This window comes from Ramlibacter sp. (genome assembly GCF_035548915.1).
Lineage (GTDB): Bacteria > Pseudomonadota > Gammaproteobacteria > Burkholderiales > Burkholderiaceae_C > Ramlibacter.
The window spans coordinates 393,255-417,152 of the sequence record NZ_DASZSE010000039.1 but is presented as its reverse complement, the minus strand read 5'-3'; the positions used below and the strand labels follow the sequence as shown (position 1 = coordinate 417,152).

Below are 23,898 nucleotides of genomic sequence, written 5' to 3'. Positions count from 1 at the left end.
CCCGTCGATTATCGCCGCAGGGCCGTGCGCAGTTCGGGGCTCGCGATGGAGGTCGCCACGAGCACGAGGGCTGCCGCGCACGCGGCAATGCCGAGCTGCAGGGCGTCGTTCGCGGGCAGGATGCCGCCCCCCTTCGTGCCGAGCACGAGGATGAGCAGGGTCGCGGCAGCCACTGTCATGGTCCGCCACGGGATGCAACGGGGAAGCGACCGCAGGGCGATGAGCAGCACGGCCGCGATCGCGGCCAGGACCATGTCGAGCGTGAGCATCATGGCCGCCCCGCCGTTGAAACCCGCGGCCGCCGCGGCCAGCAGCAGCGCCAGCGCGGCCGCATAGGCGAGCACGGCCACGCGCATGCGCCTGCGCGCCGCGAGGATCGTGAGCGCCACGGCGATCACCGCCTGCGGCAAGAGCCCCCATGCGCCGATGCGCCCCCACTCGGCCACGTGGACGAGCGCGAGGCTCGTCATGCGTCCCCAGCCGAAGAGCAGGTGCGCGAGCGCGGGTGCCCCGAGGATCACCCCGGCGGCGGCGGCGCACGCGAGCGTCCACGCGAGGGCGAAGGCGGGCCGAACGGCCAGGCGCACTTCGGCCTCGTCGAGGCGCTGCGGTTGGGCGAAGGCGCGCGCGATGCCGGGGAAGGCCAGCGTCGCGACGAGCTGGATCGCAAGCACGAGGGGCAGCTCCACGAGCTTCCACGCGTAGTTGAAGACGGCGAGCGCGCCTTCGCCGTCGGCGGAGGCGGCCGAACGCGCGGCGAAAGGCAGCGCGAGCGGCAGGCCCGCCGCGAGCGCGGCCCACCACCACGTGGCGGGGGGCGGCAATGCGATCTCGCGATCTTCTCGGGCGAGCTCGTGGCGCGGCAGTCGCCCATGCAGCCACACGAGGCGCAAAGCCATCGCGGCAAGGAGCCCCGAGCCGAGTCCGACCACCGCGGCGTCCGCGTGCGCGGCAAGCAGCCAGAGTGTTGCGATGAGCACGGCATTCACGACGAGGTTGGCGCCGTACATGCCGACGAATTCGCGCTCGTGCTGCAGGCGTGTCGCCCAGAGCGACGCGAGTAGCGCGAGCGGCAGCGCCGCCCCGCTGAACCACAATGCTTCGGCGCCTTCGCTCCTCAGCGACGCGCCGAGCCCCGGCGCCAGCAGATCGAGCGCGGCATCGCGCGAGAGCGCGAGCGTGACGCCGATGGCGAGCCCTGCCGCGAGCAGGACGCGCGCCAGCCGCCTTTGCCCTGCCGCGATGGCGTGCGAAGACTGCCCCGACCACGCCGGCAGCATCACGTACGCGAGCGCCCCGCTTGCGACGAGGCTCGCCATCCAGTCGGGCAACGTGAGCATGAGCACGGCCACGTCGGCAAGGCCCGACGCGCCGAAGGCCGCCGCCTGCGCGGTTTCGCGCAGCAGGCCCAGCAGCCGGCTGGCCACCAGCAGGGCCAGGGAAAGTGCACCGGCACGCAGGAACATGGCAGGGATCGTATCCAAAGCGCGGGAGGCTCGAGAAACGGCGTTTCCGCTCTATCGATGACACTCGTCGTCCCCGCCTCCGTCCCGTCATTCCCGCGAAAGCGGGAATCCAAGGCGCCTGGCGAAGCCTGGGATGACGGATGCCGTCCACTCGGCGCGGAAGCGCGATGCGCCATAGACCCCTAAAATCACACGTTTCGCGTCGGCTCGCCGCTTTCCCCTCTTTCCTTCCCGAATGTCCAACGAATCCCTGCCCGTCGACGAGAACAAGCTGATCGCCGAGCGCCGCGAGAAGCTGCGCCTCCTGCGCGAAGCACAGAAGGCGGGACAAGGCGTCGCCTTCCCGAACGACTTCAAGCCGTCGCACCACGCGGCGGACCTGCATCGCGACCACGGCGCCAAGGAGCCCGGTCCGCTCGAAGCCGAAGCCGTCCAGGTGCGCGTGGCCGGCCGCATGATGCTCAAACGCGTGATGGGCAAGGCGAGCTTCGCCACCGTGCAGGACGGCTCCGGGCAGATCCAGCTGTACGTCACGCGCGACGGCGTGGGCGAAGAGGCCTACGCGGCGTTCAAGCATTGGGACCTGGGCGACATCGTCGCGGCCGAGGGCAAGGTGTTCAAGACGCGCACGGGCGAGCTTTCGATCCACGCCACGTCGATCCGGCTTCTCACGAAGAGCCTGCGCCCCATGCCCGACAAGTTCCACGGCATGGCGGACCAGGAGATGAAGTACCGCCAGCGCTACCTGGACCTCATGACCGACGAGGAGGCGCGCAGGCGCTTCGTCGCGCGCAGCAAGGCGATTTCGGGCCTGCGCGAATTCATGGTGAGCCACGGCTTCCTGGAAGTCGAAACGCCGATGCTGCACCCGATTCCGGGCGGAGCGAACGCGCGCCCCTTCGTCACGCACCACAACGCGCTCGACCAGGAGATGTACCTTCGCATCGCGCCCGAGCTTTTCCTGAAGCGCCTCGTCGTGGGCGGGTTCGAACGCGTGTTCGAGATCAACCGCAACTTCCGCAACGAAGGCATCTCGGTGCGCCACAACCCCGAGTTCACGATGATGGAGTTCTACGCGGCCTACTGGAACTACCGCGACCTGATGGACTTCACGGAAGCGCTCGTGCGCGACATGGCGATTAAGTCCGTGGGACGGCTCGATCTCTCCTACGCCGGCGAGGCCGTGGACCTCGCGCAGCCTTTCGCGCGCCTCACGATCCGCGATGCGATCCTGAAGCACACCGAGGCGGGCTCGGGCGTCGACGACCGCGACTGGCTGATCGGCGCGCTGCGCAAGGCCGGCCTGAGCGAGGAGAAGAACCGCCTCTCCACGCGCTCGCTTGCGTCGCTGCAGGTGCTCTATTTCGAGGAGAAGGTCGAGGACAAGCTCTGGCAGCCGACCTTCATCATGGAACACCCGACCGAAATCTCTCCGCTCGCGCGCGCCAACGACGAGCGGCCGGAAGTCACCGAACGCTTCGAGCTCTACATCACCGGCCGCGAGATGGCCAACGGATTTTCCGAACTGAACGACGCGGAGGATCAGGCCGCGCGCTTTCAGGCCCAGGTGAACGCGAAGGACGCGGGCGACGACGAAGCCATGTTCTTCGACCACGACTTCGTGCGCGCGCTCGAATACGGCATGCCGCCCACGGGGGGGTGCGGTGTGGGCGTCGATCGGCTGATGATGCTGCTCACCGACAGCCCGAGCATCCGCGACGTGATCCTGTTTCCCGCTCTCAGGCGCGAAGGCTGATCGCTCGAGGCGGGTGGCTGGCTCGCTAGGGCACGAGCCCGACCGCATGCATGTAATGCGGGTCCGACATCAGCGCATCCCACGAGGGCGCCCCGATCGAGGGCAGCAGCGCGAGCCTGCGCTGCTCGCTGCGCTCGCTCGCCTGCCAGTCGCCCGCCACGCGCGCGCGCTCCAGTTCCTCGAGCACCATATCGATCGCCTTGCCGCCCGACTGCGCCGACTCGTTGCACAGCAGCACCATGTCGCAGCCGGCATTCAACGCGGCGACCGCGGCTTCGCTGTACGTCACCTGCCGCCCGTCGATCGATCGCGCCCCGGCCATGCTCAGGTCATCGCTGAACACCGCACCTTCGAATCCGAGTTGCCCGCGCAGGATGCCGTTCAGCCATTTCGTGGAGAATCCCGCGGGCCGCCGGTCCACCTTCGGATAGACGACGTGCGCCGGCATCACACCGGTCAAGACCGTGCTGAGCCAGCCATACGGCATCGCATCGTCGGCAAGGATCGCCTTCAGCGCGCGGTCGTCGACCGGCACGTCGACGTGCGAATCCGCCTTCACGAATCCATGCCCCGGGAAATGCTTGCCGCAGTTGCCCATGCCCGCCTGCAGCATGCCGTGCATCAGGCTCTTGGCGAGCAGCGCCGACACGCGCGCGTCATAGTGGAACGAGCGGTCGCCGATCACGCTGCTCGCGCCGTGATCCAGATCGAGCACCGGTGCAAAGCTCAGATCGACGCCGCAAGCGCGCAGTTCCGACGCGAGCACATAGCCGCACGCGGTGGCCGCGTTGGTGGCCTGCATCGCATCGGTCATCCACATCTCGCCCAGCGCTCGCATGGGCGGCAGGTGCGTGAACCCGTCGGTGCGGAACCGCTGCACGCGGCCGCCTTCGTGATCGACGCAGACGAGCAGGTCCTCGCGCACGGACTTCACCGCCGTGCAGAGGGTGGTGAGCTGCTCGCGGTCCTTCCAGTTGCGGGCAAAGAGAATCATGCCGCCCACGAGCGGATGCGCGAGGCGCTTTTGGTCCACCGCCGTGAGTTCGGTGCCGGCAACGTCGATGACAAGAGGCGCGTGCTCGCTCACTATTCGTTCTCCTTCTTCTCCACGATCACGAAGCTCGCGGCGTAATCGCTTTCGTCGGTGACCGTCACCTGCGCGGTGAGACCGCGCGCATCGAACCAGTCCTTCAGTCCGCCGTGCAGGACGATGTAGGGCTTGCCGCTCGCATGATTGGCGATCTCGCACAGGCGCCACGCCATCGGCATGCGTAGTCCCAGCCCCACCGCCTTGCTGAAAGCTTCCTTGGCGGAAAAGCGTGTCGCGAGAAAGCGGATGCCGCGCTCCGGCCAGCGCGAGGTGCGGTGCTTCCACACGGCGATCTCGCCTTCGCTCAGCACCCGGCGGATGAACTTTTCGCCGTTGCGCTCGTAGGTGGCGCGGATGCGCCTCACGTCGCAGATGTCGGTGCCGATGCCGAAGATCATGGGCTCCCGCCGCCGCTGCCCTGGCCGATGGCTTGCAGATAGAGGCGCACCGTCTGCGCGTAGCCGAACTCCAGCGCGTCGGCGATCAACGCGTGGCCGATCGACACTTCCAGCACGCCGGGCACAGCGCGCAGGAAATCCGGCAGATTGTCGCGGTTGAGATCGTGGCCCGCGTTCACTCCCAGGCCTTGCGCCGCGGCCGCGCGCGCGGCATCCGCGAACCGGCCCAGCTCCTGCGTCTGGCGGGGCGTGCCCCACGAAGACGCATAAGGTTCGGTGTAGAGCTCCACCCGGTCGGCGCCCACGGCCCTCGCGAGCTCCATCGCATCGGGCAGCGGGTCCATGAAGAGGCTCACGCGCACGCCGAGCGCTTTCGCTTCGGCGATGAGCGGCTTCACGCGCTCGCCGTCGGCACGTAGGTCCCAGCCGTGATCGCTCGTGAACTGGCCTTCGCTGTCCGGCACGAAGGTGCACTGGTCCGGACGCGCGTCGCGCACGAAGTCCATGAGGTTGTGGAAGGGATTGCCCTCGATGTTGAATTCCGCCTGCGGCCACGACTTCATGAGTTCGCGCAGGTCGTGCACGTCTTCGGCGCGGATGTGCCGCGCATCCGGCCGCGGATGCACCGTGATCCCGTGCGCGCCCGCCTGCAGGCACAACGTGGCCGCCCGCACCACGCTCGGGATGCCCAGGTGGCGCGTGTTGCGTACGAGCGCGACCTTGTTGACGTTGACCGAAAGGGCGGTGGTCATGAGCCGTCGCCGGGCCGCCCCAAGGCGGCGAACGCCCCCTCGGGGGGCAGCGCAGTACACGAAGTGACAAGCGTGGGGGCTGACATGCTCATAGGGACTGGAGATCGATCATCATCTGCCGGGTGCGCAGCACGTTGACTCCGCAATGGTAGTTCAGCAGCGCGCGCAGCTGGGGCTTGAGGGCCTGCATCATCGAATCCGTGAGGGGCAGCACCGCGGAAAACGGTGCTGGGCCGTCCAGCGCCTCTTGCAGTTGGCGCCACTGGCCGCCCGCCATCGCGGGCCGCGCGTCGTCGCCCCCCGTTTCGACCAGTCCCGCTTCGGGCAGCAGCGAATAGCGCGCATCGCCAAGCAAGGGCGCGAGTGTCGAGGTCTGCGCATCGAGCATGGGCAGCAGGCCGATTTCCCGCAGGAGCAGCAGCTCGAAAGCGCGCAGCGCCGGCTGCAATGCCTCGCCATGTTCGCTGGCCAGCACCTGCACGGCGGCCGAGTACGCGTCGAAAAGCTTCGCATGGGGATCGTCGCGCGCGATGAGGCGCAACAGGAGTTCGTTCAGGTAGTAGCCCGACAGCAATGCCTCGCCCGTGGGCATGACCTGCCCGCCGACCCATTCGGCGGACTTGAGCTGCCGTATCTCGCCGGTGCCGCCGAAGGCGATCTCCAGCCGCTGCAGCGGCAGCAGCACCGGCCGGAAATTCGAGCTGGGCCGCTTCACGCCTTTGGCCGCGAGCGCGATGCGGCCGTGGTGGCGAGTGAACACCTCGAGGATCAGGCTGGATTCGCTCCAGTCATAGCGGTGCAGCACATAGGCCGGCTCGTCCGCGGTGCGCTTCATGCGTCATTCATACCCGAAGCTGCGCACGCGCGCCTCGTCGTCGGCCCAGCCGCCTCGCACCTTGACCCAGAGCTGCAGGAAGACTTTCGCGCCGAAGAGTTTCTCGAGTTCCTGGCGCGCTTCGGTGCCGATGCGCTTCAGCCGCTCGCCCCCGTCGCCGATCACCATGGCCTTGTGGCTGTCGCGCTCCACCACGACGGTCGCCGCGATCTTCACGAACCGGCCGTGCTTCGGGCTCGGCTCTTCCTCGAACTGATCCACCACCACCGTCGAGGTGTAGGGCAGCTCTTCCCCGGTCAGGCGGAACAGCTTCTCCCGCACGATTTCGCCCGCCAGGAACTTCTCGCTGCGGTCGGTGAGTTCGTCCTCCCCGTACCACCACGGCTGCTCGGGCAGGTACTTGCGGCAGACGGCAAAGAGCCGCTCGATGTCCTTCGGGTTCTTCGCGGACATCGGCACGAATTCGGCGAACGCATGCCGCTCCTGCATCTCGCGCAGCCAAGGCGCGAGCTCCTCGCGGCGATGCACCTGATCGAGCTTGTTCGCAAGGAGGATCGCCGGCACGTTGGGCCTCAGAAGCGCGAGCACCTTCGCATCGGCGAGCGTGAAGGTGCCCGCCTCGACCACGAAGAGGACCAGGTCGACGTCGCCCACCACACCGCTTACCGCCTTGTTGAGCGAACGGTTGAGTGCCGTGCTGTGCCGCGTCTGGAAGCCCGGCGTATCGACGAACACGAACTGCGTGTCGCCCACCGTGCGGATGCCGGTGATGCGGTGGCGCGTCGTCTGGGCCTTGCGCGACGTGATGCTGATCTTCTGTCCGACGAGCGCGTTCAGGAGCGTCGACTTGCCCACGTTGGGCTTGCCCACGATCGCGATCAGGCCGCAGTGCCGACCCGCGGTCGCGTTGCTGCCGGTCCCGGTGCCCGTATCGCTCACTTGCGTGCCTTGAGTGCCATCAGAACGGCGGCCGCGGCCGCCTGCTCGCCGGCGCGCCGCGTCGCGCCGATGCCGCGTTCGACGACGCCGAGCTCCGTGACTTCGCATTCCACATCGAACGTCTGCTTGTGCGCCGCCCCCAGGGTCGCCGCGACACGGTAGACCGGCAGCTTCATTTTGCGGCCCTGCAGCCATTCCTGCAGCTCCGTCTTCGGGTCCTTGGCGGCCGCCGCCAGGGTCGGCCGGACCTCCACGTCCTTGAAGAGCCTGTGCACGAGTGCCTCGGCCGCCGCATAGCCCGCATCCAGATAGACCGCGCCCAGCACGGCTTCCAGCGCATCGGCAAGGATCGAGGGGCGCCGCCGGCCGCCCGTGCGCAGTTCGCCTTCGCCGAGCTGGATCGCCTCGGACAGTTCGAGCCCGAGCGCGAGCTGGTGCAGCGAGTCCTGACGCACGAGCGAAGCACGGATCTTCGTCAGGTCACCCTCGGTAAGCGATTGCAGCCGCTCGTAGAGCAGCGCGGAGACGGCCAGGTTCAGCACGGAGTCGCCGAGGAACTCCAGGCGTTCGTTGTGCTCTGCGCCAAAGCTGCGATGCGTGAGCGCCCGCCTGAGCAGGCGCGGATCGGAAAAGCGGTGCTGCAAGCGCTGCTGCAGCGCTGCGAGCGATTCATCCACTAGATCGATTGCCCCCGGTACTTGAGCAGGAGATAGGCCGGACCGAACATGTGGATCTCCTTGTCGTAGGCGAAGGAGACGACCACGCGGTCGCCGTTCTTGGTGATCTGAAGGTCCTTGCTGCTGATGGAGGTGATGTCGTCGATCTGCGCGGCCTTGTCGAAGATGGTGCGCACTTCCTGCACGGTCGTGCCTTCGCGGGCCTTGTTCACGGCCTTGAGGATGGCCTGATACTCGAGGACGGTCGGGAAGGCCTGCGCGGCGAGCACGCCCACGCTCGCGAGCACGGCGATCACGAAGATCAATCCGAAAAACGAAATACCCGCCTGCCGGGTCCTGCGTTGCTGTCTCATCTACCAAACCCCTCTGAGTGAGAGCTACTCGAACGAGCCGATGCGGCCCAGGCTTGTGAAATTCATCCAGATGAAGAATGCCCTGCCGACGATGTTGCGGTCGGGCACGAACCCCCAGTACCGCGAATCCTGCGAATTATCGCGGTTGTCCCCCATCATGAAATAGTAGCCCGGGGGAACCTTGCATGTGACGCCGTCGACACTGTAGCGGCAATTCTCCCGATACGGGAAGTCGAACGCGCCCTCCACGAAAGCGGGCCGCGCGTCGTCGTTCAGGATGCGATGGCGCTTGCCACCGAGCACTTCCTCGAACTGCTTGAAGTAGCGCATCGAGTCGGCGTCGAAGTATTCGGGCACGGGGTCCTTGCTCACGGGCTGCCCGTTGATCGTGAGCTTCTTGTCGATGTAGGCGACCGTGTCGCCCGGCACGCCCACCACGCGCTTGATGTAGTCGAGGCTCGGCTTGGGCGGGTAGCGAAACACCATCACGTCGCCGCGCTGGGGCGCGTTGCCCTCGGTGAGCTTGGTGTTCACGACCGGCAGCCTCAGGCCGTAGGTGAACTTGTTGACGAGGATCAGGTCGCCCACCAGGAGCGTCGGGACCATCGAGCCGGAGGGAATCTTGAACGGCTCGAAGAGGAACGAACGCAGCACGAAGACGGCGAGGATCACGGGGAAAAGCCCGGCCGTCCAGTCGAGCCACCACGGCTGCATCAGCAGGCGCTGGCGCGCCTCGGAGATGTCGCCGCCATCGGCCTGGATGCCCTTGGCCGAGAGCTGCGCCTTGCGCTGCGCGGCCTGCGCCTGCAGCGTCGCGGCCGCTTCGCGGCGCTTCGGCAGGAAATAGAGGCGCTCGGCGACCCAGTAGAGCCCGGTCACGACGGTCGCGAGGAAGAGGAGCAGCGCGAAGTTGCCTTCGATCATCTCGAAGTACCACGCGCCCGCGTATGCGACGAATGCGGCCAGGACGACGGCGGTGAGGAAGGGCATCATCGCGCCTTTCGTGCCGAGCCGAGGGGCGCGCGAGCGCCCTCGGGGGGCGCCTGCCGCACGGAGTGGGGAGTGCGGGGGCTCATCATTCTTCTACTTGCAGGATGGCCAGGAAGGCTTCCTGCGGGACTTCCACGGACCCGATCTGCTTCATGCGTTTCTTGCCTGCCTTTTGTTTTTCGAGGAGCTTGCGCTTGCGGGTGATGTCGCCGCCGTAGCATTTTGCCAGCACGTTCTTGCGCAGGGCCTTGATGGTCTCCCGCGCGATGATGTTGGCGCCGATGGCCGCCTGGATGGCCACGTCGAACATCTGGCGGCTGATGATCTCGCGCATCTTCGAGGCGACCGCCCGTCCGCGGTACTGCGCCTGGGTGCGGTGCACGATGATCGAGAGGGCATCCACCTTCTCGCCGTTCAGGAGCATGTCGACCTTCACCACGTCGGACGCCCGGAATTCCTTGAACTCGTAGTCCATCGACGCGTAGCCGCGGCTCACCGACTTCAGCTTGTCGAAGAAGTCGAGCACGATCTCGCCGAGCGGCAGTTCGTACGTGAGCATGACCTGGCGCCCGTGATAGGCCATGTTCACCTGCACGCCGCGCTTCTGATTGGCAAGGGTCATCACGGGGCCCACGTACTCCTGCGGCATGTACAGGTGCACGGTCACGATCGGCTCGCGAATCTCGCGCAGCTGCCCCTGCTCGGGCATCTTGGCGGGGTTCTCGACCATGACGACTTCGCCGTCGTTCTTCTCGACCTGATAGACGACCGAAGGCGCGGTCGTGATGAGATCCTGGTCGAATTCACGTTCGAGCCGCTCCTGCACGATCTCCAGGTGCAGCAGGCCCAGGAAGCCGCAGCGAAAGCCGAAGCCGAGCGCCTGGCTCACCTCGGGCTCGTAGCGCAGCGACGAATCGTTGAGCTTCAGTTTTTCCAGGCTGTCGCGCAGCGAGTCGTACTGGTTCGCCTCCGTCGGATAGAGGCCGGCGAACACCTGCGGCTGGATTTCCTTGAAGCCCGGCAGCGCCTCCTCGGCCGGCACGACGCTGCGCTGCCCGGCGCGGATGCGCGTGATCGTGTCGCCCACGCGAGCGGCCTTCAGCTCCTTGATGCCGGCGATGACGTAGCCCACCTCGCCCGCTTCGAGCGCATCGCGCGGGGCATTGGAGGGAGTGAAGACGCCGAGCTGGTCGGCGTCGTAGGCCGCCCCCGATGCCATGAGCTGGATGCGGTCGCCCTTCGCGACGCGGCCGTCGACCACGCGCACGAGCATCACGACGCCGACGTAGCTGTCGAACCAGCTGTCGATGATCATCGCGCGCAGCGGCGCTTCCGGGTCGCCGCGCGGCGCGGGGATGCGCGCGACGATCGCTTCGAGGATGTCGTCGATGCCCTCGCCCGTCTTGGCCGAGCAGGGGATCGCGTGGCTCGCGTCGATGCCGATCACGTCCTCGATCTCCTCCTTCGCGCGCTCGGGGTCGGCCTGCGGCAGGTCCATCTTGTTCAGCACCGGGACGACTTCGACGTGGAGGTCGAGCGCGGTGTAGCAGTTCGCGACCGTCTGCGCCTCCACGCCCTGGCTCGCATCGACCACGAGCAGCGCGCCTTCGCATGCGGAGAGCGAGCGCGAGACTTCGTACGAGAAGTCGACGTGGCCCGGCGTGTCGATCAGGTTGAGGTTGTAGACGTTGCCGTCACGCGCCTTGTATGCGAGCGAAGCGGTCTGCGCCTTGATGGTTATCCCACGCTCCCGTTCGAGCTCCATCGAATCGAGCACCTGCTCCTCCATCTCGCGGTCGGAGAGTCCGCCGCAACGCTGGATCAGGCGATCGGCGAGCGTCGATTTGCCGTGATCGATGTGCGCGATGATCGAGAAGTTTCTGATGTGATTCATCAAGGGGGACACTCAAGTGATTGATTCGAAAGGGCGCGCACAAAGAAAAAAGGGCGCGCCCTCAAGTGACGCGCCCTAAACCAACAATCTATGGCAACTGCGATAGTTGGAACTTCATTTTAGGCAAAAAGCCCCGGGCGTATAGTCGCGCCGTTCGATCCAGGGGGTCGTTGCAGGGTCGCAACTCGCAGTTTGTACACATCTTGTCAACAAGATTGGGGCAAATGGCTGGGACAACGTGTGGGCGATCTGTGGATGCGCTGTGCAATGGCTGAGACCATCCCGCATCGTGGTGACCCCGGTTGCCTGATATGTGGCCAATCGCGCCTCGGCACTCTCGATTCTATCGAAAATAGTCGTTAGCTCCGATCAAAGTGTGCGTACGCTAACTAGCCGGATCGCCTTGCCCGGCCGAAAAAAATTTCGAGGCCTGTCTTTTTTTGATCACCCCTTGAGCAAAACCCCAAACCCGAGTACGGGCTTGGGGCTCCCTCGCCGGCATGCCCCGAAAGGAGCTACCCGCGTGACGGCCGGATGAGAGCGTAGGTCGCGAGCTCTCCGCGATGCAGCAGCACCGGCACCGGCTTCGTCTTGTCGACCTTCGCGATCACCGCGTCGAACTCGCGCACGCTGCGGACGTCCGTGTTGCCGATGGCGACGATGATGTCGCCTTCCTGGATGCCGGCTCGCGCGGCGGCGCCGCTCGCCGCATCGACCACCACACCGCCTTTCACCTTGTTCTCCTTCTTCTGCGCGTCCGTGAGTTCTCGCACGGCAAGGCCGAGTGTCTTCGCGCTGGGCGTGGCTTTCGATTGTTCCTCGGACGAGTTCGCCCGGGCCTGCTCCTTCTCGGGCTCGATCTCGGCCACGGTCACCGTGACGTCGCGCGAGCCGCCGCGCCGGAAGAGCGTCATGTTCACGCGGCTGCCCGGCTTGGTGTTGCCGACGAGCCGCGGCAGATCGGTCGCCTTGTCGATTGCCACGCCATTGAACTTCGTGATGATGTCGCCCGCCTCGACGCCCGCCTTGTCGGCCGGCGAGCCGCTCTCGACATTGCGCACGAGCGCGCCGAGCGCCTTGCCGAGCCCGATCGATTCGGCCACGTCCTTCGTCACCTGGTCGATCTGCACGCCGATGCGCCCGCGGGAGACGCGTCCCGTCGTGCGAAGCTGCTCGGAGACGCGGATCGCCTCGTCGATCGGAATCGCGAACGAGATGCCCATGAAGCCGCCCGAGCGCGAGTAGATCTGGCTGTTGATGCCCACCACTTCGCCGCGCAGGTTGATGAGCGGCCCGCCCGAGTTGCCCGGGTTGATCGCGACGTCGGTCTGGATGAAAGGCAGATAGTCGCCCGTGTCGCGCTGCTTGGCGCTCACGATGCCCGCGGTCACGGTGTTCTCCAGGCCGAACGGCGAGCCGATGGCCATCACCCATTCGCCCACCTTCAGCTTGTTCGCGTCGCCCACGCGCACGGCGGGCAGGCCGGTTGCCTCGATCTTCACGACCGCGACGTCCGTGCGCTTGTCCGAGCCGATGATCTTCGCCTTGAACTCGCGCTTGTCGGTGAGCGTGACGATCACTTCGTCCGCATCCTCCACCACGTGGGCATTCGTCATCACGTAGCCGTCGGGCGACAGGATGAAGCCCGAGCCGACGCCGCGCGGATGCTCCTCATCGGGCGCCGGCGACGGCCGGCCCGGGTTGCCGCGTCGCGGCACGTTGGGCATGGGCACGCCGAAGAAGCGCCGGAAGAATTCCTGCATCTCCTCATCCGACGGGTCCCCCCGCGAGGAACGCGCACGCTCGAGCGTGCGGATGTTCACCACGGCCGGGCCCACCTGTTCGGCCAGTTCGGTGAAATCAGGCAGCGAGCGCGGCTGCGGCGCCGACTGCGCCAATGCAGGGGCGCAGGGCACGAGCGCCATCGAGGCGCCGAACGCAAGCCCGAGAGCGGCGGCACCGGTGCGCAACGCCTTCCATTCGATGCGGAACATATCGACCTTTCCTGGAGAAACGGCTGAGAACAATAATGCTCAGAATACGCTGCGGCAAATTGGTTCAGCGTCAGCCGAGGGCGCATTCGGCGCACCCCCGCCCGCGCGCCGCCCGCACCCCCCACCGGGCTCGCGCGGGCCGCCGCCTCACGCGATCCTACTTGCGATGCTCCAGGCCCTGCGCGAACTGATTGAGCGTCTGCGGCGGCACCTCGCCCACGACGGTGAGCCACGAGCCCTGAACCCGGCGCGTGAGCGTATGGGTCGCGCCGCTCGCGAAGATGCCTTCCTGGACGTGGCGGCGACGGTCGAGCGCCTCGATGAAGAGCGAGACGGAAGCGAGTCCGTCCGAAAAGATCCACTGCAGCACGCCTTCGGCGGGCCGCTTGTAGCAGCTGAGCGGCTTGAAGCCCGCCACGGCCGTGCGCATCGACCAGCCCTCGGCATCGGGCGTCGTGCGGACGGCTTCGCTGCGCTCCACCCGCCAGCCCTCCGGAACGGCCATCATCTGCGCCAGCCGCTCGGCGTGCACGGGCGCGTCGAGCTGCAGCTCGGAAAAAGCGGCCTGCTCGAGCACGGCGCCCAGCACGTCGAGCGTCTGCGTCTTCACGACGAGGCCCGTCTTCTTCTCGCTCCAGACGCGATAGCCGAAGCGCAGGTTGTCCTTCGGCACGATCTGGACGACGTCGGTGTCGAAGCCCGCCACGCGGTCCTCGCCCACGCGCTTCGCCTCGTAGAACGCCGGGATCGAAGTGCCCGCACCTTTCAGCAGGTCCGTGAACATGCCGAGCGATTCGCGATGCTCGGTCCGCGCGAGGCGCCTCTCCGGCAGCAGCGTCACCACCTCTTCGTTGCGGCGGAAGGTGGAACGACGCGCCCCGGTGAGCGACTCCACGCGCTCCACCTGCACGTCGCCCTCGCACGCGTGCCAGATGCGCGCGCTCGCAAGCCCGGTGGGGGACGAGACCACGAAGGTGCCGGCATAGCTGCGTAGGCGCGAGGCGTCGTGCATGCGAAGCAGCCATTCGTTGATGCCGCGCTGGCGCGCCTCCTTGCCTTCGGGAGGCGCCGCGGCGGTCTGCGCGGCGGCGATGCCGACGACCCCACCCGCCCACAGGAGCAGGGCCCATCGTCCGGCGCGCGCGAGCAGCGTCGAGGGGGTTGCGAATGCCATTGCGCGCCGCGGGCTTTAGCGAGCCGGGCCTTCGAAGGCCGCGTTGCGCACGAACTGCGCGGGAGTCTGCAGCGCCGTGGCCGTGCCGAACTGGCGATGCGCGGCCAGCAGGCGATCCAGGTCCTCGTCGCGGATCATGGGGCCGTTCGCCGACCCCGTGAGGACCATGGCCGACCCCGCCGAGGGCGCGGGCGCTGCCGCGAGCTGCGGGCCCGCCGCGCGATCCGCGGCCGGAGCGCCGATCATGGACCAGCCGATCGCCGCGGCGGCCGTGAGGGTCGCCACGCCCGCCACCATCTTCCAGCGGCGGCTGTCGTTGGCCGCCGGCCGTGCGGCATCCACTGCCGCCGCGGCCGGGAAGCACTCGATCTGCTTCAGCTCGCGCGTCACCGATTCTCCCCGCAGGCTCTCCTGCAGGCGCGCGAGGAATCTCTCGGCCGGCGTCGCCGCGGCGAGATCCTGCGAACGCAGGACGTCGCCGATCAGGTGATACCGGTGCCAGGCCGCAAGCGCCGCCTCGTCCGCGCACACCGCGTCGAGCGCCCCGGCAAGCGCATCGCCTTCAAGATGACCATCCGCCAGTGCCGAAACCAGTTCCTGCGTATTCATATTGTTCATTGCATCACCCTTCGCGCCTACCAGCGCCTGCCCGACTGGTTCTCCAGCAGGGGCTTGACCTTGGCCGAAATCGCCTCGCGCGCCCGGAAGATTCGCGAGCGCACCGTTCCGATCGGGCAGTTCATCACTTCCGCGATCTCCTCGTACGAGAGACCTTCGATCTCCCGCAGCTGCACCGCCTGGCGCAGCTCCTCGGGCAGCGCTTCCATGGCCGAGTTCACCGTGGCCGCGATCTCCTTGGCCGCGAGCACCGTTTCGGGCGTTTCCGCGGAGGTTAGTTCGTTCTCCACGGCGGAAGTTTCGTCCCCGTCCTCATCGCCGCCGCCCTTCAGCGCGCTTTCCGACACCAGCGGGTCGCGCTTCAGGTCGACGAGCGCCTTCTTGGCGGTGTTCACCGCGATCCGGTACAGCCACGTGTAGAACTGCGCCTCGCCCCGGAACTGCCCGAGCGCGCGGTAGGCGCGAATGAAGGTTTCCTGCGCGATGTCCTCGATCAGGTCGGTATCGCGCACCATGCGCCCGATCAGCCGTTCGATGCGCCGCTGATACTTCAGCACGAGAAGAGCGTAGGCCTTGTGGTCGCCCGCGACCGTGCGCTCGACCAGGACGAAATCGGGATCGGCGGGCGAAGGAGGCGGCGCGGCAGGAGTCTCGGTCATGGGGCAGCCACCGGCGGACGGACCAGCGCCGCGGTCCTGGCGCGCGAATATACCGCACGCCGCAGCGCATCCCAGTCGGACGCCGCCGCGCGCCGTTCGGCCCACAGCCACTCCTCGCCGCCGGAGACCTTCACGCACAGCAGCAGGACGTGCTGCAGGTCGAGCGCCACGCGCAGCACCTCGGCTTCGCGGGTACCGAAGTGCCAGATGCCGCCGTCCCATTCGATCATGCCGCCCGGCGAGCGCCACCAGCCGGCGACCGCGGCCGCCCCCACGGCGCACCAGAGCACCAGCGCCGCACCGTGGCGCGCGTTCAGCGGCTGGCCCTGCCACGCCCACCCGGAAAGGGCGATGCCACCCAGCAGCCAGGCGACCACGCAGGCGGCGGCCGCGAAACGGCAACGCCCCACCGGGTAGCTCACCGACGGGGCGCGATGCATGCCTGGGAAACGGATCAGGTCAGGCGCGCCTGAACACCAGCGTGCCGTTGGTGCCGCCGAACCCGAAGTTGTTCTTCACCGCCACGTCGATCTTCAGGTCGCGCGCCGTGTTGGCACAGTAGTCCAGGTCGCACTCCGGGTCCTGGTTGAAGATGTTGATGGTGGGCGGGCTCTTCTGTTCGTGCAGCGCGAGCACGGTGAACACCGATTCGATGCCGCCGGCGCCGCCCAGCAGGTGGCCCGTCATCGACTTGGTGGAGTTCACCACGACCTTCTTCGCATGCTCGCCGAGCGCGAGCTTGATCGCGTTGGTCTCGTTGACATCGCCAAGCGGCGTGGATGTGCCGTGCGCGTTGATGTAATCGACCTCGTGCGCATTCACGCCCGCGTTCTTCAGCGCCATCGCCATGGAGCGGCGCGGACCGTCCACGTTGGGCGCCGTCATATGGAAGGCGTCCGCGCTCAGGCCGAAGCCGGCGAGCTCCGCGTAGATCTTCGCGCCCCGGGCCTTCGCATGGTCGTACTCTTCCAGCACGAGCACGCCGCCGCCTTCACCGAGCACGAATCCGTCGCGGTCCTTGTCCCAGGGCCGCGAAGCGGTCTTCGGATCGTCGTTGCGCGTCGACAGCGCGCGCGCCGCCGCGAACCCGCCGATGCCGAGCGGCGACACGCACGATTCGGCGCCGCCCGCGACCATCACGTCGGCGTCGCCCGATTCGATCATCCGCGCCGACACGCCGATCGCGTGGAGACCCGTCGTGCACGCGGTCACCACGGCGATGTTCGGCCCCTGGAAGCCGAACTTGATCGAAACGTGGCCCGAGATCATGTTGATGATCGAAGCCGGCACGAAGAAAGGCGAGATGCGGCGCGGGCCGCGATTGACCATTTCCGTGTGCGTCTGCTCGATGAGCGGCAGCCCGCCGATGCCCGAGCCGATGTTCACCCCGATGCGCGTGGCGAGTTCGCCATCCAGCGCGTCGCCGGTCGGCAAGCCGCTGTCGGCCACCGCCTGGCACGCCGCGGCGAGGCCGAGGTGGATGAAGCGGTCCATGTGCCGCGCTTCCTTCTCGGCGATGTATTCGCCGATGTCGAAGCCCTTCACTTCTCCCGCGAACCTGCACGCGAGATTGCTCGCGTCGAACGATGCGACCGAATCGATGCCCGGCTTGCCCGCGAGGAGGTTGGCCCACGACTCGGCCACCGTGTTGCCCACGGGGCTGATGCAGCCCAGGCCGGTCACGACAACGCGACGGCGACTCATGCTGCGCCCACGCTGCGCGCTGCGTGCATTCCGCTTCCCATCCGCTCAAGCCTTCTGGTGCTGCTGCGCGTAGTCGATCGCGTTCTGCACCGTGGTGATCTTCTCGGCGTCCTCGTCGGGAATCTCGATGCCGAATTCATCCTCGAGGGCCATCACCAGCTCCACCGTGTCGAGCGAATCGGCGCCGAGGTCCGCCACGAAAGCCTTCTCGTTGGTGACCTGCGACTCCTCCACGCCGAGCTGCTCGGCGATGATTTTCTTGACACGTGCTTCGATATCGCTCATTTGATCCCTCGGAGGGTTGTGACTGAATCCGCAATTCTAGACCGGGCAGCCCTCCCGGCCGGGCTCGGGCGAATCGCCCCATTTGCACGCATGCGTCAGGCCATGTACATCCCGCCGTTCACATGGACCTCCTGTCCCGTCACGTAGCCGGCCTCGGGCGAGGCGAGCCAGGCGACGGCATGCGCGATGTCGGCCGGCTTGCCGAGGTGGCCGAGCGGGATCTGGCCGAGCAGCGCCTTTTGCTGCTCCTGCGGCAAGCTCGCCGTCATGTCGGTCTCGATGAAGCCCGGCGCCACGCAATTGACCGTGATGCCCCGGCTGCCGAGCTCGCGGGCGAGCGAGCGGGTCATGCCGGCCACGCCGGCCTTGGCGGCCGCGTAGTTGGCCTGACCCGCATTGCCGCTCGCGCCCACGACGCTCGTGATGTTCACGATGCGGCCGTAGCGCTGCTTCATCATCGTGCGCATCACGGCGCGGCTCATGCGAAACACGGCCTTCAGGTTCGTGTCGAGCACGGCGTCCCAGTCCTCGTCCTTCATCCGCATGGCGAGCGTGTCGCGCGTGATGCCGGCGTTGTTGACGAGCACCTGCAAGCCGCCGTGCTCCGCGGCGATCGCGTCGACCACCGCCTGCGCCGCGGCGGCATCGTTCACGTCGAGCTTCGCGCCTCGGCAGCCCGCGAACTCGGCGAGTGCCGCGCTCACCTTCGACGCGCCCTCATCCGTCGTCGCGGTGCCGATCACCTTCACGCCGCGGTGCGCGAGTTCGTGCGCGATCGCCGCGCCGATGCCGCGCGACGCGCCGGTGACGAGCGCCACCTGTCCCTGGAACTTCGCAGCCGTCATGCGACGAGCCCCTTCGCTTCGGCAAGCGTCGCGGGGTCGTACATCGCGCCGGAGGCGAGCTCGCCGTCGATGCGCTTCACCATGGCCGCGAGCACCTTGCCGGGACCGCACTCGATCACGATCCGCGCACCGTGCGCCTTGATCGATCGCACGCAGTCGACCCATCGCACCGGACCGAAAGCCTGCTCGTAGAGTGCCGCGCGGATGCGCTGCGGATCGCTTTCGGACTTCGCCTCGATGTTGTTCACGACCGGAATGCGAGGCGAAGCGAACTCGGTGGCCGCGAGCTTTTCCTTCAGCCGTTCGGCCGCGGGCTTCATGAGGCTCGAATGGAAGGGGGCCGACACCGGCAGCGGCAGCGCGCGCTTGGCGCCGCTGGCCTTCAGGATCTCGCACGCCTTGTCCACGGCGGCCTTGCTGCCGGCGATCACCGTCTGCAGAGGATCGTTGAAATTCACCGCCTCGACCACCTCGTCGCTGTTGGTGCCGAAGGTGCGCTGCGCCTCGGCGCAGCCTTCGATCACCTTGTGCGCATCCATGCCGAGCACGGCGGCCATCGCGCCGACTCCGACGGGCACGGCTTCCTGCATGGCCTGAGCGCGAAAGCGCACGAGCGGCGCGGCGTCGGCGAGGGTGAGAGACCCCGCCGCCACCAGCGCGGAATATTCGCCGAGCGAGTGACCGGCCGCAACGACCGGATCGGCCCCGCCTTCGGCCTTCCACGCGCGCCACGCCGCCACGCCCGCGACCAGCATCGCGGGCTGCGTGTTGGTGGTGAGGGCGAGCGCCTCCTTCGGGCCTTCCCGGATCAGCCGGCCGAGGTCCTCGCCGAGCGCGTCGGACGCCTCGCGCAACGACTCCTTGACGGCAGGATGATCACCCCACGCATCGAGCATGCCGACGGCTTGCGAACCCTGTCCGGGAAAGACGAATGCGAACGGTTTCATGTGATTTCTTGTTCCGCGGGGCCGCCTCGCGGCGCCTCAGTAGTCGAGCAGGACGGCGCCCCAGGTGAAGCCGCCGCCCACGCCCTCGAGCATCAGCGTGTCGCCACGCTCGATCTGGCCGCCGCGCACGGCGGCGTCGAGCGCGAGCGGGATCGATGCCGCCGACGTGTTGCCGTGTTCGTCCACCGTCACGATGAGCTTGTGAAGCGGCAGCTTCAGTTTCTTCGCGGTGCCCTGCATGATGCGCAGGTTGGCCTGGTGCGGAATCAGCCAGTCGATGTCGGCATCGGTGCGTCCCGCCTTGGCGAGCGTCTTGCGCGCGGCGTCTTCGAGCACGCCGATCGCGAGCTTGAACACGGCCTGGCCGTCCATCTTCAGCAGGGGCTCGCCCAGCACCTTGCCGCCCGATACGGTGCCCGGCACGCACAGGATGCCCACGTGCCTGCCGTCCGCGTGCAGGTCCGAAGCGAGGATGCCGGGCTGGTCGGACGCCTCGAGCACGACCGCGCCGGCGCCGTCGCCGAACAGCACGCACGTCGTGCGATCGTTGAAATCGAGGATGCGCGAGAACACCTCCGAGCCGACGACGAGCGCCTTGTTCGCCGCACCCGACTTGATCATCGAGTCGGCGACCGTGAGCGCATAGACGAAACCGCTGCACACGGCCTGCAGGTCGAACGCGGGACAGCCCGCGATGCCGAGCTTGTGCTGCAGGATGGCGGCCGACGAGGGAAACACCATGTCCGGCGTGGACGTCGCCACCACGATGAGATCGATGTCGGCACTCGACACTCCCGCCGCCTCGAGCGCATGCCTGCACGCCGGCAAGGCGAGGTCGCTCGTCGTCACGCCGGGCTCGGCGAAATGGCGCGCGCGGATGCCCGTGCGCTCGACGATCCACTGGTCCGATGTCTCGATGCCGCGGCCGCCCAGTTCGGCGGCGAGCTCTGCGTTGGTGACGCGGCGCGGCGGAAGGTAGCTGCCGGTGCCGGCGATGCGCGAATAACGGTTCATGGAACGGCGGCCTCGGTCGCGGGCGCATCGGAGCCGACCAGGAGGGGTCGGGCATGAGCGATGCGGGCCTGGACGCGCTCGAGCAGATTGTTTGTGGCCGCATCATACGCGCGGTTGAGGGCCTGCTCGAAAGCGAAGGCATCGGCCGAGCCGTGGCTCTTGAAGACGAGCCCCCTCAGGCCGAGCAGCGCCGCGCCGTTGTAGCGCCGATAGTCCACGCGTTTCTTGAATGCGGAGAGCACCGGATACACCGCCACGGCCGCGAGGCGCCGCAGCAGGTTGCGCGAGAACTCCTCGCGCAGGAAGCCGCCGATCATGGACGCGAGGCCCTCGCTCGTCTTCAGCGCCACGTTGCCCACGAAGCCGTCGCACACCACGATGTCGGTCGTGCCCTTGAAGATGTCGTTGCCCTCGACGTTGCCGTGGAAGTTGAGGTCGCCCGAATGGGCCGCCGAGCGCAGCAGCTCCCCGGCCTTCTTGATCACTTCGCTGCCCTTGATGATCTCCTCGCCGATGTTCAGCAGCCCCACGGTCGGCGAATTGTTGCCGCTGAGCGCCGCCACCAGGGCCGAGCCGAGCACCGCGAACTGCAGCAGGTGCTGCTCCGTGCAGTCGACGTTGGCGCCGAGGTCGAGCACGGTCGTCGCACCGCCCTTCGCATTGGGCAGGGGATACGCGATGGCGGGGCGGTCGATGCCCTCCACCGTCTTCAAAAGATAGCGGGCGAGCGCCATGAGCGCGCCGGTGTTGCCGGCCGAGACGGCCGCCTGCGCCGCGCCCTGCTTCACCTGCTGCAGGGCGACGCGCATCGAGGAATCCTTCTTCCTGCGAAGCGCGATCTCCACCGCGTCGTGCATCTCCACCACTTCGGATGCGGCCACCGTCTGCGCACGAGGGTGCTGGAACGTGGCGAGTGCCTCGGGCTGTCCGACGAGCAGCAAGCGCGCCTCGCCGTGGTTCTCGAGGAAGCGGCGGCAGGCAGCGAGCGTGACGGGCGGACCGTGGTCGCCGCCCATGCAATCGACAGCCAGAGTCGTCATGGCCTGAAATGTAGAGGCTTTTGCGCCGCCCGAGCGGCCCCAAGCAAAAGGCCCGGCTGCGTTTCGGCAACCGGGCCCGGGACAGGTGGGGGCGCGACGCGAAATCGCGTCAGGCCCCGTGCGGCCTCAGCGCGTGAATCGCAGCGGCGCTCAGGCTTCGTTCTTGGTCTTCACCACCTTGCGGCCGCGATAGAAGCCGGTCGGGCTGATGTGATGGCGCAGGTGCGTTTCGCCCGTGGTGGGCTCCACCGCGATGCCCGGGACGTTCAGGGCGTTGTGCGAGCGGTGCATGCCGCGCTTGGAGGGCGACTTCTTGTTTTGCTGAACGGCCATGAGGGGCTCCTGTGGGAGGGTTGCCGCTTCGAAAAAAAGCTGCAACACCGTAAGTTCGGTGGGTGGGATGCGGGGACGAGCCGGGGCTTTCCGCGCGAAGCTTTTGATTATAGCCGAGAAGCGACACGCCTCGCGGCCGCCTCTCAGTGTCTCGTGCTCTTCAGCTTCCCGAGCGCCTCGAAGGGCCTCGCCTTCTCGCCCCCGGTAGCCTCGAACTCGGCCTCGCCCGCGGTCATCGGCAGCTCGACGGGGCACCGTTCGTGCCGCGGCGCGAGCGGCAGCTCCATCAGCAGCTCGTCTTCGGCCAGCTCGAGCAGGTCGAAGCTGCGGCTTTCGGCGAGCACGTCTTCCTCGCTCGCCTCGTCCTCGCTCGCGGCCGTGGATTCGTCGCGCACGAAGCGAAACGACCGCCGCACCTCGAGCGGCACCCGCACCGGCTGCAGGCAGCGCTGGCAAGTGAGCGTGAGCCGGGTGGAGGCCTCCAGGTGCAGCCAGACGTCGGGCTGCACATGACCGGGATCGAGCAGTTCGCCGCGCGCCGACCAGCGCACCGGCTCATCCGTGCCCCGGCCCTCGGCTTCGTCCAGCAGGCGGCGGAAAGCCGAGAGCGGCTGCGTCGCTTCGATGACACCGCGCTCCTCGGCGAACCGCCGAATGTCCAGCCTGCGGGCATCGAACTCGTTCTTCATACGATCAGTGTAAGAGAATCGATGCTGTTCCCAGCCCGCCACCCCATGTCCGCCCGCCCGCTCGTTCTCGGCTCCACCTCGCGCTACCGGCGCGAATTGCTGGAACGCCTGGGCATCCCCTTCGAAGTCGCGGCGCCCGGGGTCGACGAGACTGCGTTGCCGGGTGAGGCGCCCGCGCAGATCGCGCGGCGCCTCGCGCTCGCGAAGGCTCATGCGGTCGCGCAGCGTTTTCCGCATGCGGTCGTGATCGGCTCCGACCAGGTCGCCGACCTCGAAGGAGAACCGATCGGCAAGCCAGGCACGCACGAGCGTGCGACGCAGCAGCTCAGGCTCATGAGTGGCCGCACGGTCGTCTTTCAGACGGCGCTCGCGGTGGTGTGCCGCGAGACGCAGTACGAAGCGCTCGACCTCGCCGCGGTGCGCGTGAGCTTCCGATCGCTCACCGATGCCGAGATCGAAGCCTATCTGCGCGCCGAGCAGCCGTACGACTGCGCGGGCAGCGCGAAGAGCGAAGGGCTCGGCATCGCCTTGCTCGATGCGATCGACAACGACGACCCGACCGCGCTCGTGGGCCTGCCGCTCATCCGCACCTGCCGCATGATCCGCGCCGCCGGCGTGAAGGTGCTCTGATGACGCAGCCCGGGCGGCTCGTGCTCGTGCCCGCGCCGCTCGATTTCGGGATGAGGCAGCAGGCACCGCTTGCGGATGCGCTGCCCGCGACGACGATCGCGCAGGCCGCGGCCATCACGCACTGGATCTGCGAGAACGCGAAGACCGCCCGCGCGTTCCTGAAGCGCATCGGCGAAGAGCGGACGCTTGCGGTACCGCTGCAGCAGCAGTCGATCGCCGAACTGCCCCGCGCGGTGCACAAGAAGGGAGATCATGTCGTGGACTACGACGCGAGGCCGCTCCTGCAAGCCGCGCTCGAGGGTCACGACGTCGGCCTGCTCAGCGAAGCGGGCATGCCGGCCATCGCCGATCCGGGCGCGTCGGTCGTGCGCGCGGCGCATGCGCTCGAGCTGCCGGTGATCCCGCTCGTCGGTCCGTCTTCGCTGCTGCTCACGCTCGCCGCCAGCGGCCTGAACGGGCAGAGCTTCGCTTTCGTCGGCTACCTGCCGCAGGACAACGCGGCGCGCGCGCACCGCGTACGCGAGCTGGAATCGCTCGCGCTGAAGCACGCGCAGACGCAGCTCTTCATCGAGACGCCCTATCGCAACGGCGCGCTGTGGGACTCGCTCATTCAGACGCTGCATCCGAACACGCGCCTTGCCGTCGGCAGCGGCCTCACGCTGCCCGAGGCGCGCTGCCGGTGCGACACCGTGCAGAACTGGAAGCGCGAGCGGCCGCCGGTCGACAACGACACGCCCGCGGTGTTCGCGATCGGCCGTTAGTGGGGGGCCCTGCCCTCACCCCGACCCTCACCCCGACCCTCTCCCGGGGGGAGAG

26 protein-coding genes are annotated in these 23,898 nt (G+C 67.7%); 3 read left to right on the top strand and 23 right to left on the bottom strand.

All coding sequences use genetic code 11. The features are described 5' to 3' along the window. Positions 1-8: 8 nt before the first annotated feature. A complete protein-coding gene (locus VHA82_RS16135) occupies positions 9-1,466 on the bottom strand; it encodes a lipid II flippase MurJ (RefSeq protein ID WP_325545514.1) in 1,458 nt (485 codons plus the stop codon). 235 nt (positions 1,467-1,701) lie between these two features. Between VHA82_RS16135 and lysS the strand changes: the two genes are divergently transcribed. Beyond that, complete coding sequence (gene lysS / locus VHA82_RS16130) at positions 1,702-3,222, top strand: lysine--tRNA ligase (RefSeq protein WP_325545512.1); 1,521 nt, start codon at positions 1,702-1,704, stop codon at positions 3,220-3,222. Positions 3,223-3,247: 25 nt separating this feature from the next. Here the strand turns inward: lysS and nagZ are convergent, their stop codons facing one another. The 22 genes from nagZ to VHA82_RS16020 form a co-directional block, all read right to left on the bottom strand. Continuing rightward, on the bottom strand, positions 3,248-4,309 hold the full coding sequence (nagZ, locus tag VHA82_RS16125; RefSeq protein ID WP_325545510.1) for a beta-N-acetylhexosaminidase: 1,062 nt from the start codon (positions 4,307-4,309) through the stop codon (positions 3,248-3,250). Further along, positions 4,309-4,710 carry a holo-ACP synthase gene (gene acpS, locus VHA82_RS16120; protein WP_325545507.1) on the bottom strand — a complete coding sequence of 134 codons (402 nt, stop codon included), beginning with the start codon at positions 4,708-4,710 and terminating at the stop codon, positions 4,309-4,311. Before acpS ends, nagZ begins: the two co-directional genes overlap by 1 nt. Next, the gene (locus tag VHA82_RS16115; protein ID WP_325545505.1) at positions 4,707-5,462 is read right to left on the bottom strand and encodes a pyridoxine 5'-phosphate synthase; all 756 of its coding nucleotides are present in this window, start codon (positions 5,460-5,462) and stop codon (positions 4,707-4,709) included. The genes acpS and VHA82_RS16115 overlap by 4 nt, the downstream gene beginning before the upstream one ends. Positions 5,463-5,550: 88 nt before the next feature. Beyond that, complete coding sequence (recO, locus tag VHA82_RS16110) at positions 5,551-6,297, bottom strand: DNA repair protein RecO (protein ID WP_325545503.1); 747 nt, start codon at positions 6,295-6,297, stop codon at positions 5,551-5,553. A 3-nt stretch (positions 6,298-6,300) separates the two neighbouring features. Continuing rightward, positions 6,301-7,236, bottom strand: coding sequence for a GTPase Era (gene era, locus VHA82_RS16105; protein ID WP_325545501.1), 936 nt, complete (start codon positions 7,234-7,236; stop codon positions 6,301-6,303). Further along, on the bottom strand, positions 7,233-7,913 hold the full coding sequence (gene rnc, locus VHA82_RS16100; protein ID WP_325545499.1) for a ribonuclease III: 681 nt from the start codon (positions 7,911-7,913) through the stop codon (positions 7,233-7,235). The genes era and rnc overlap by 4 nt, the downstream gene beginning before the upstream one ends. Continuing rightward, positions 7,913-8,266 carry a DUF4845 domain-containing protein gene (locus VHA82_RS16095; RefSeq protein WP_325545496.1) on the bottom strand — a complete coding sequence of 118 codons (354 nt, stop codon included), beginning with the start codon at positions 8,264-8,266 and terminating at the stop codon, positions 7,913-7,915. Before VHA82_RS16095 ends, rnc begins: the two co-directional genes overlap by 1 nt. Positions 8,267-8,290: 24 nt before the next feature. Next, positions 8,291-9,256, bottom strand: coding sequence for a signal peptidase I (gene lepB / locus VHA82_RS16090; protein ID WP_325545494.1), 966 nt, complete (start codon positions 9,254-9,256; stop codon positions 8,291-8,293). Positions 9,257-9,341: 85 nt separating this feature from the next. Beyond that, positions 9,342-11,150, bottom strand: coding sequence for a translation elongation factor 4 (gene lepA, locus VHA82_RS16085; protein ID WP_325545492.1), 1,809 nt, complete (start codon positions 11,148-11,150; stop codon positions 9,342-9,344). Between the two features lie 515 nt (positions 11,151-11,665). Next, positions 11,666-13,144, bottom strand: a complete 1,479-nt coding sequence (locus tag VHA82_RS16080; RefSeq protein ID WP_325545490.1) for a DegQ family serine endoprotease — start codon at positions 13,142-13,144, stop codon at positions 11,666-11,668. 157 nt (positions 13,145-13,301) lie between these two features. Further along, positions 13,302-14,318 (bottom strand): MucB/RseB C-terminal domain-containing protein, encoded by a 1,017-nt coding sequence (locus VHA82_RS16075; protein ID WP_325545488.1) that lies wholly within the window; start codon positions 14,316-14,318, stop codon positions 13,302-13,304. Between the two features lie 15 nt (positions 14,319-14,333). Further along, positions 14,334-14,936 carry a sigma-E factor negative regulatory protein gene (locus tag VHA82_RS16070; protein ID WP_325545486.1) on the bottom strand — a complete coding sequence of 201 codons (603 nt, stop codon included), beginning with the start codon at positions 14,934-14,936 and terminating at the stop codon, positions 14,334-14,336. A 17-nt stretch (positions 14,937-14,953) separates the two neighbouring features. Continuing rightward, complete coding sequence (gene rpoE, locus VHA82_RS16065; protein WP_325545484.1) at positions 14,954-15,595, bottom strand: RNA polymerase sigma factor RpoE; 642 nt, start codon at positions 15,593-15,595, stop codon at positions 14,954-14,956. After that, entirely contained in the window at positions 15,592-16,017 is a 426-nt protein-coding gene (locus tag VHA82_RS16060; RefSeq protein ID WP_325545482.1) for a hypothetical protein, read from the bottom strand. The genes rpoE and VHA82_RS16060 overlap by 4 nt, the downstream gene beginning before the upstream one ends. A 37-nt stretch (positions 16,018-16,054) precedes the next feature. Next, positions 16,055-17,299, bottom strand: coding sequence for a beta-ketoacyl-ACP synthase II (gene fabF, locus VHA82_RS16055; RefSeq protein ID WP_325545480.1), 1,245 nt, complete (start codon positions 17,297-17,299; stop codon positions 16,055-16,057). A gap of 45 nt (positions 17,300-17,344) precedes the next feature. Continuing rightward, positions 17,345-17,584: an acyl carrier protein gene (gene acpP, locus VHA82_RS16050; RefSeq protein WP_187074699.1), complete on the bottom strand. Its 240-nt coding sequence runs from the start codon at positions 17,582-17,584 to the stop codon at positions 17,345-17,347. Between the two features lie 95 nt (positions 17,585-17,679). Continuing rightward, on the bottom strand, positions 17,680-18,429 hold the full coding sequence (gene fabG / locus VHA82_RS16045) for a 3-oxoacyl-ACP reductase FabG (RefSeq protein WP_325545476.1): 750 nt from the start codon (positions 18,427-18,429) through the stop codon (positions 17,680-17,682). Continuing rightward, positions 18,426-19,376, bottom strand: coding sequence for an ACP S-malonyltransferase (gene fabD / locus VHA82_RS16040; RefSeq protein WP_325545474.1), 951 nt, complete (start codon positions 19,374-19,376; stop codon positions 18,426-18,428). Before fabD ends, fabG begins: the two co-directional genes overlap by 4 nt. 36 nt (positions 19,377-19,412) lie before the next feature. Beyond that, positions 19,413-20,390 carry a beta-ketoacyl-ACP synthase III gene (locus VHA82_RS16035; RefSeq protein WP_325545472.1) on the bottom strand — a complete coding sequence of 326 codons (978 nt, stop codon included), beginning with the start codon at positions 20,388-20,390 and terminating at the stop codon, positions 19,413-19,415. After that, on the bottom strand, positions 20,387-21,430 hold the full coding sequence (gene plsX, locus VHA82_RS16030) for a phosphate acyltransferase PlsX (RefSeq protein ID WP_325545470.1): 1,044 nt from the start codon (positions 21,428-21,430) through the stop codon (positions 20,387-20,389). The genes VHA82_RS16035 and plsX overlap by 4 nt, the downstream gene beginning before the upstream one ends. A gap of 150 nt (positions 21,431-21,580) precedes the next feature. Beyond that, complete coding sequence (rpmF, locus tag VHA82_RS16025) at positions 21,581-21,763, bottom strand: 50S ribosomal protein L32 (RefSeq protein ID WP_325545468.1); 183 nt, start codon at positions 21,761-21,763, stop codon at positions 21,581-21,583. Positions 21,764-21,906: 143 nt separating this feature from the next. After that, positions 21,907-22,452: a DUF177 domain-containing protein gene (locus tag VHA82_RS16020; protein WP_325545466.1), complete on the bottom strand. Its 546-nt coding sequence runs from the start codon at positions 22,450-22,452 to the stop codon at positions 21,907-21,909. A gap of 45 nt (positions 22,453-22,497) precedes the next feature. On the opposite strand from VHA82_RS16020, the gene VHA82_RS16015 reads away from it, so the two are divergent. Both VHA82_RS16015 and VHA82_RS16010 read left to right on the top strand, forming a co-directional pair. Next, positions 22,498-23,082 carry a Maf family protein gene (locus tag VHA82_RS16015; protein ID WP_325545464.1) on the top strand — a complete coding sequence of 195 codons (585 nt, stop codon included), beginning with the start codon at positions 22,498-22,500 and terminating at the stop codon, positions 23,080-23,082. Beyond that, on the top strand, positions 23,082-23,843 hold the full coding sequence (locus VHA82_RS16010) for an SAM-dependent methyltransferase (RefSeq protein ID WP_325545462.1): 762 nt from the start codon (positions 23,082-23,084) through the stop codon (positions 23,841-23,843). The genes VHA82_RS16015 and VHA82_RS16010 overlap by 1 nt, the downstream gene beginning before the upstream one ends. Positions 23,844-23,898 lie beyond the last annotated feature (55 nt).

Bases quoted from the DNA above. Each gene is read 5' to 3' on its own strand.
- VHA82_RS16135 (WP_325545514.1), bottom strand. From the start codon at position 1,466: ATGTTCCTGCGTGCCGGTGCACTTTCCCTGGCCCTGCTGGTGGCCAGC.
- lysS (WP_325545512.1), top strand. From the start codon at position 1,702: ATGTCCAACGAATCCCTGCCCGTCGACGAGAACAAGCTGATCGCCGAG.
- acpS (WP_325545507.1), bottom strand. From the start codon at position 4,710: ATGATCTTCGGCATCGGCACCGACATCTGCGACGTGAGGCGCATCCGC.
- VHA82_RS16115 (WP_325545505.1), bottom strand. From the start codon at position 5,462: ATGACCACCGCCCTTTCGGTCAACGTCAACAAGGTCGCGCTCGTACGC.
- recO (WP_325545503.1), bottom strand. From the start codon at position 6,297: ATGAAGCGCACCGCGGACGAGCCGGCCTATGTGCTGCACCGCTATGAC.
- VHA82_RS16095 (WP_325545496.1), bottom strand. From the start codon at position 8,266: ATGAGACAGCAACGCAGGACCCGGCAGGCGGGTATTTCGTTTTTCGGA.
- lepB (WP_325545494.1), bottom strand. From the start codon at position 9,256: ATGCCCTTCCTCACCGCCGTCGTCCTGGCCGCATTCGTCGCATACGCG.
- lepA (WP_325545492.1), bottom strand. From the start codon at position 11,150: ATGAATCACATCAGAAACTTCTCGATCATCGCGCACATCGATCACGGC.
- VHA82_RS16080 (WP_325545490.1), bottom strand. From the start codon at position 13,144: ATGTTCCGCATCGAATGGAAGGCGTTGCGCACCGGTGCCGCCGCTCTC.
- VHA82_RS16075 (WP_325545488.1), bottom strand. From the start codon at position 14,318: ATGGCATTCGCAACCCCCTCGACGCTGCTCGCGCGCGCCGGACGATGG.
- VHA82_RS16070 (WP_325545486.1), bottom strand. From the start codon at position 14,936: ATGAACAATATGAATACGCAGGAACTGGTTTCGGCACTGGCGGATGGT.
- rpoE (WP_325545484.1), bottom strand. From the start codon at position 15,595: ATGACCGAGACTCCTGCCGCGCCGCCTCCTTCGCCCGCCGATCCCGAT.
- fabF (WP_325545480.1), bottom strand. From the start codon at position 17,299: ATGAGTCGCCGTCGCGTTGTCGTGACCGGCCTGGGCTGCATCAGCCCC.
- acpP (WP_187074699.1), bottom strand. From the start codon at position 17,584: ATGAGCGATATCGAAGCACGTGTCAAGAAAATCATCGCCGAGCAGCTC.
- fabG (WP_325545476.1), bottom strand. From the start codon at position 18,429: ATGACGGCTGCGAAGTTCCAGGGACAGGTGGCGCTCGTCACCGGCGCG.
- fabD (WP_325545474.1), bottom strand. From the start codon at position 19,376: ATGAAACCGTTCGCATTCGTCTTTCCCGGACAGGGTTCGCAAGCCGTC.
- VHA82_RS16035 (WP_325545472.1), bottom strand. From the start codon at position 20,390: ATGAACCGTTATTCGCGCATCGCCGGCACCGGCAGCTACCTTCCGCCG.
- plsX (WP_325545470.1), bottom strand. From the start codon at position 21,430: ATGACGACTCTGGCTGTCGATTGCATGGGCGGCGACCACGGTCCGCCC.
- rpmF (WP_325545468.1), bottom strand. From the start codon at position 21,763: ATGGCCGTTCAGCAAAACAAGAAGTCGCCCTCCAAGCGCGGCATGCAC.
- VHA82_RS16020 (WP_325545466.1), bottom strand. From the start codon at position 22,452: ATGAAGAACGAGTTCGATGCCCGCAGGCTGGACATTCGGCGGTTCGCC.
- VHA82_RS16015 (WP_325545464.1), top strand. From the start codon at position 22,498: ATGTCCGCCCGCCCGCTCGTTCTCGGCTCCACCTCGCGCTACCGGCGC.
- VHA82_RS16010 (WP_325545462.1), top strand. From the start codon at position 23,082: ATGACGCAGCCCGGGCGGCTCGTGCTCGTGCCCGCGCCGCTCGATTTC.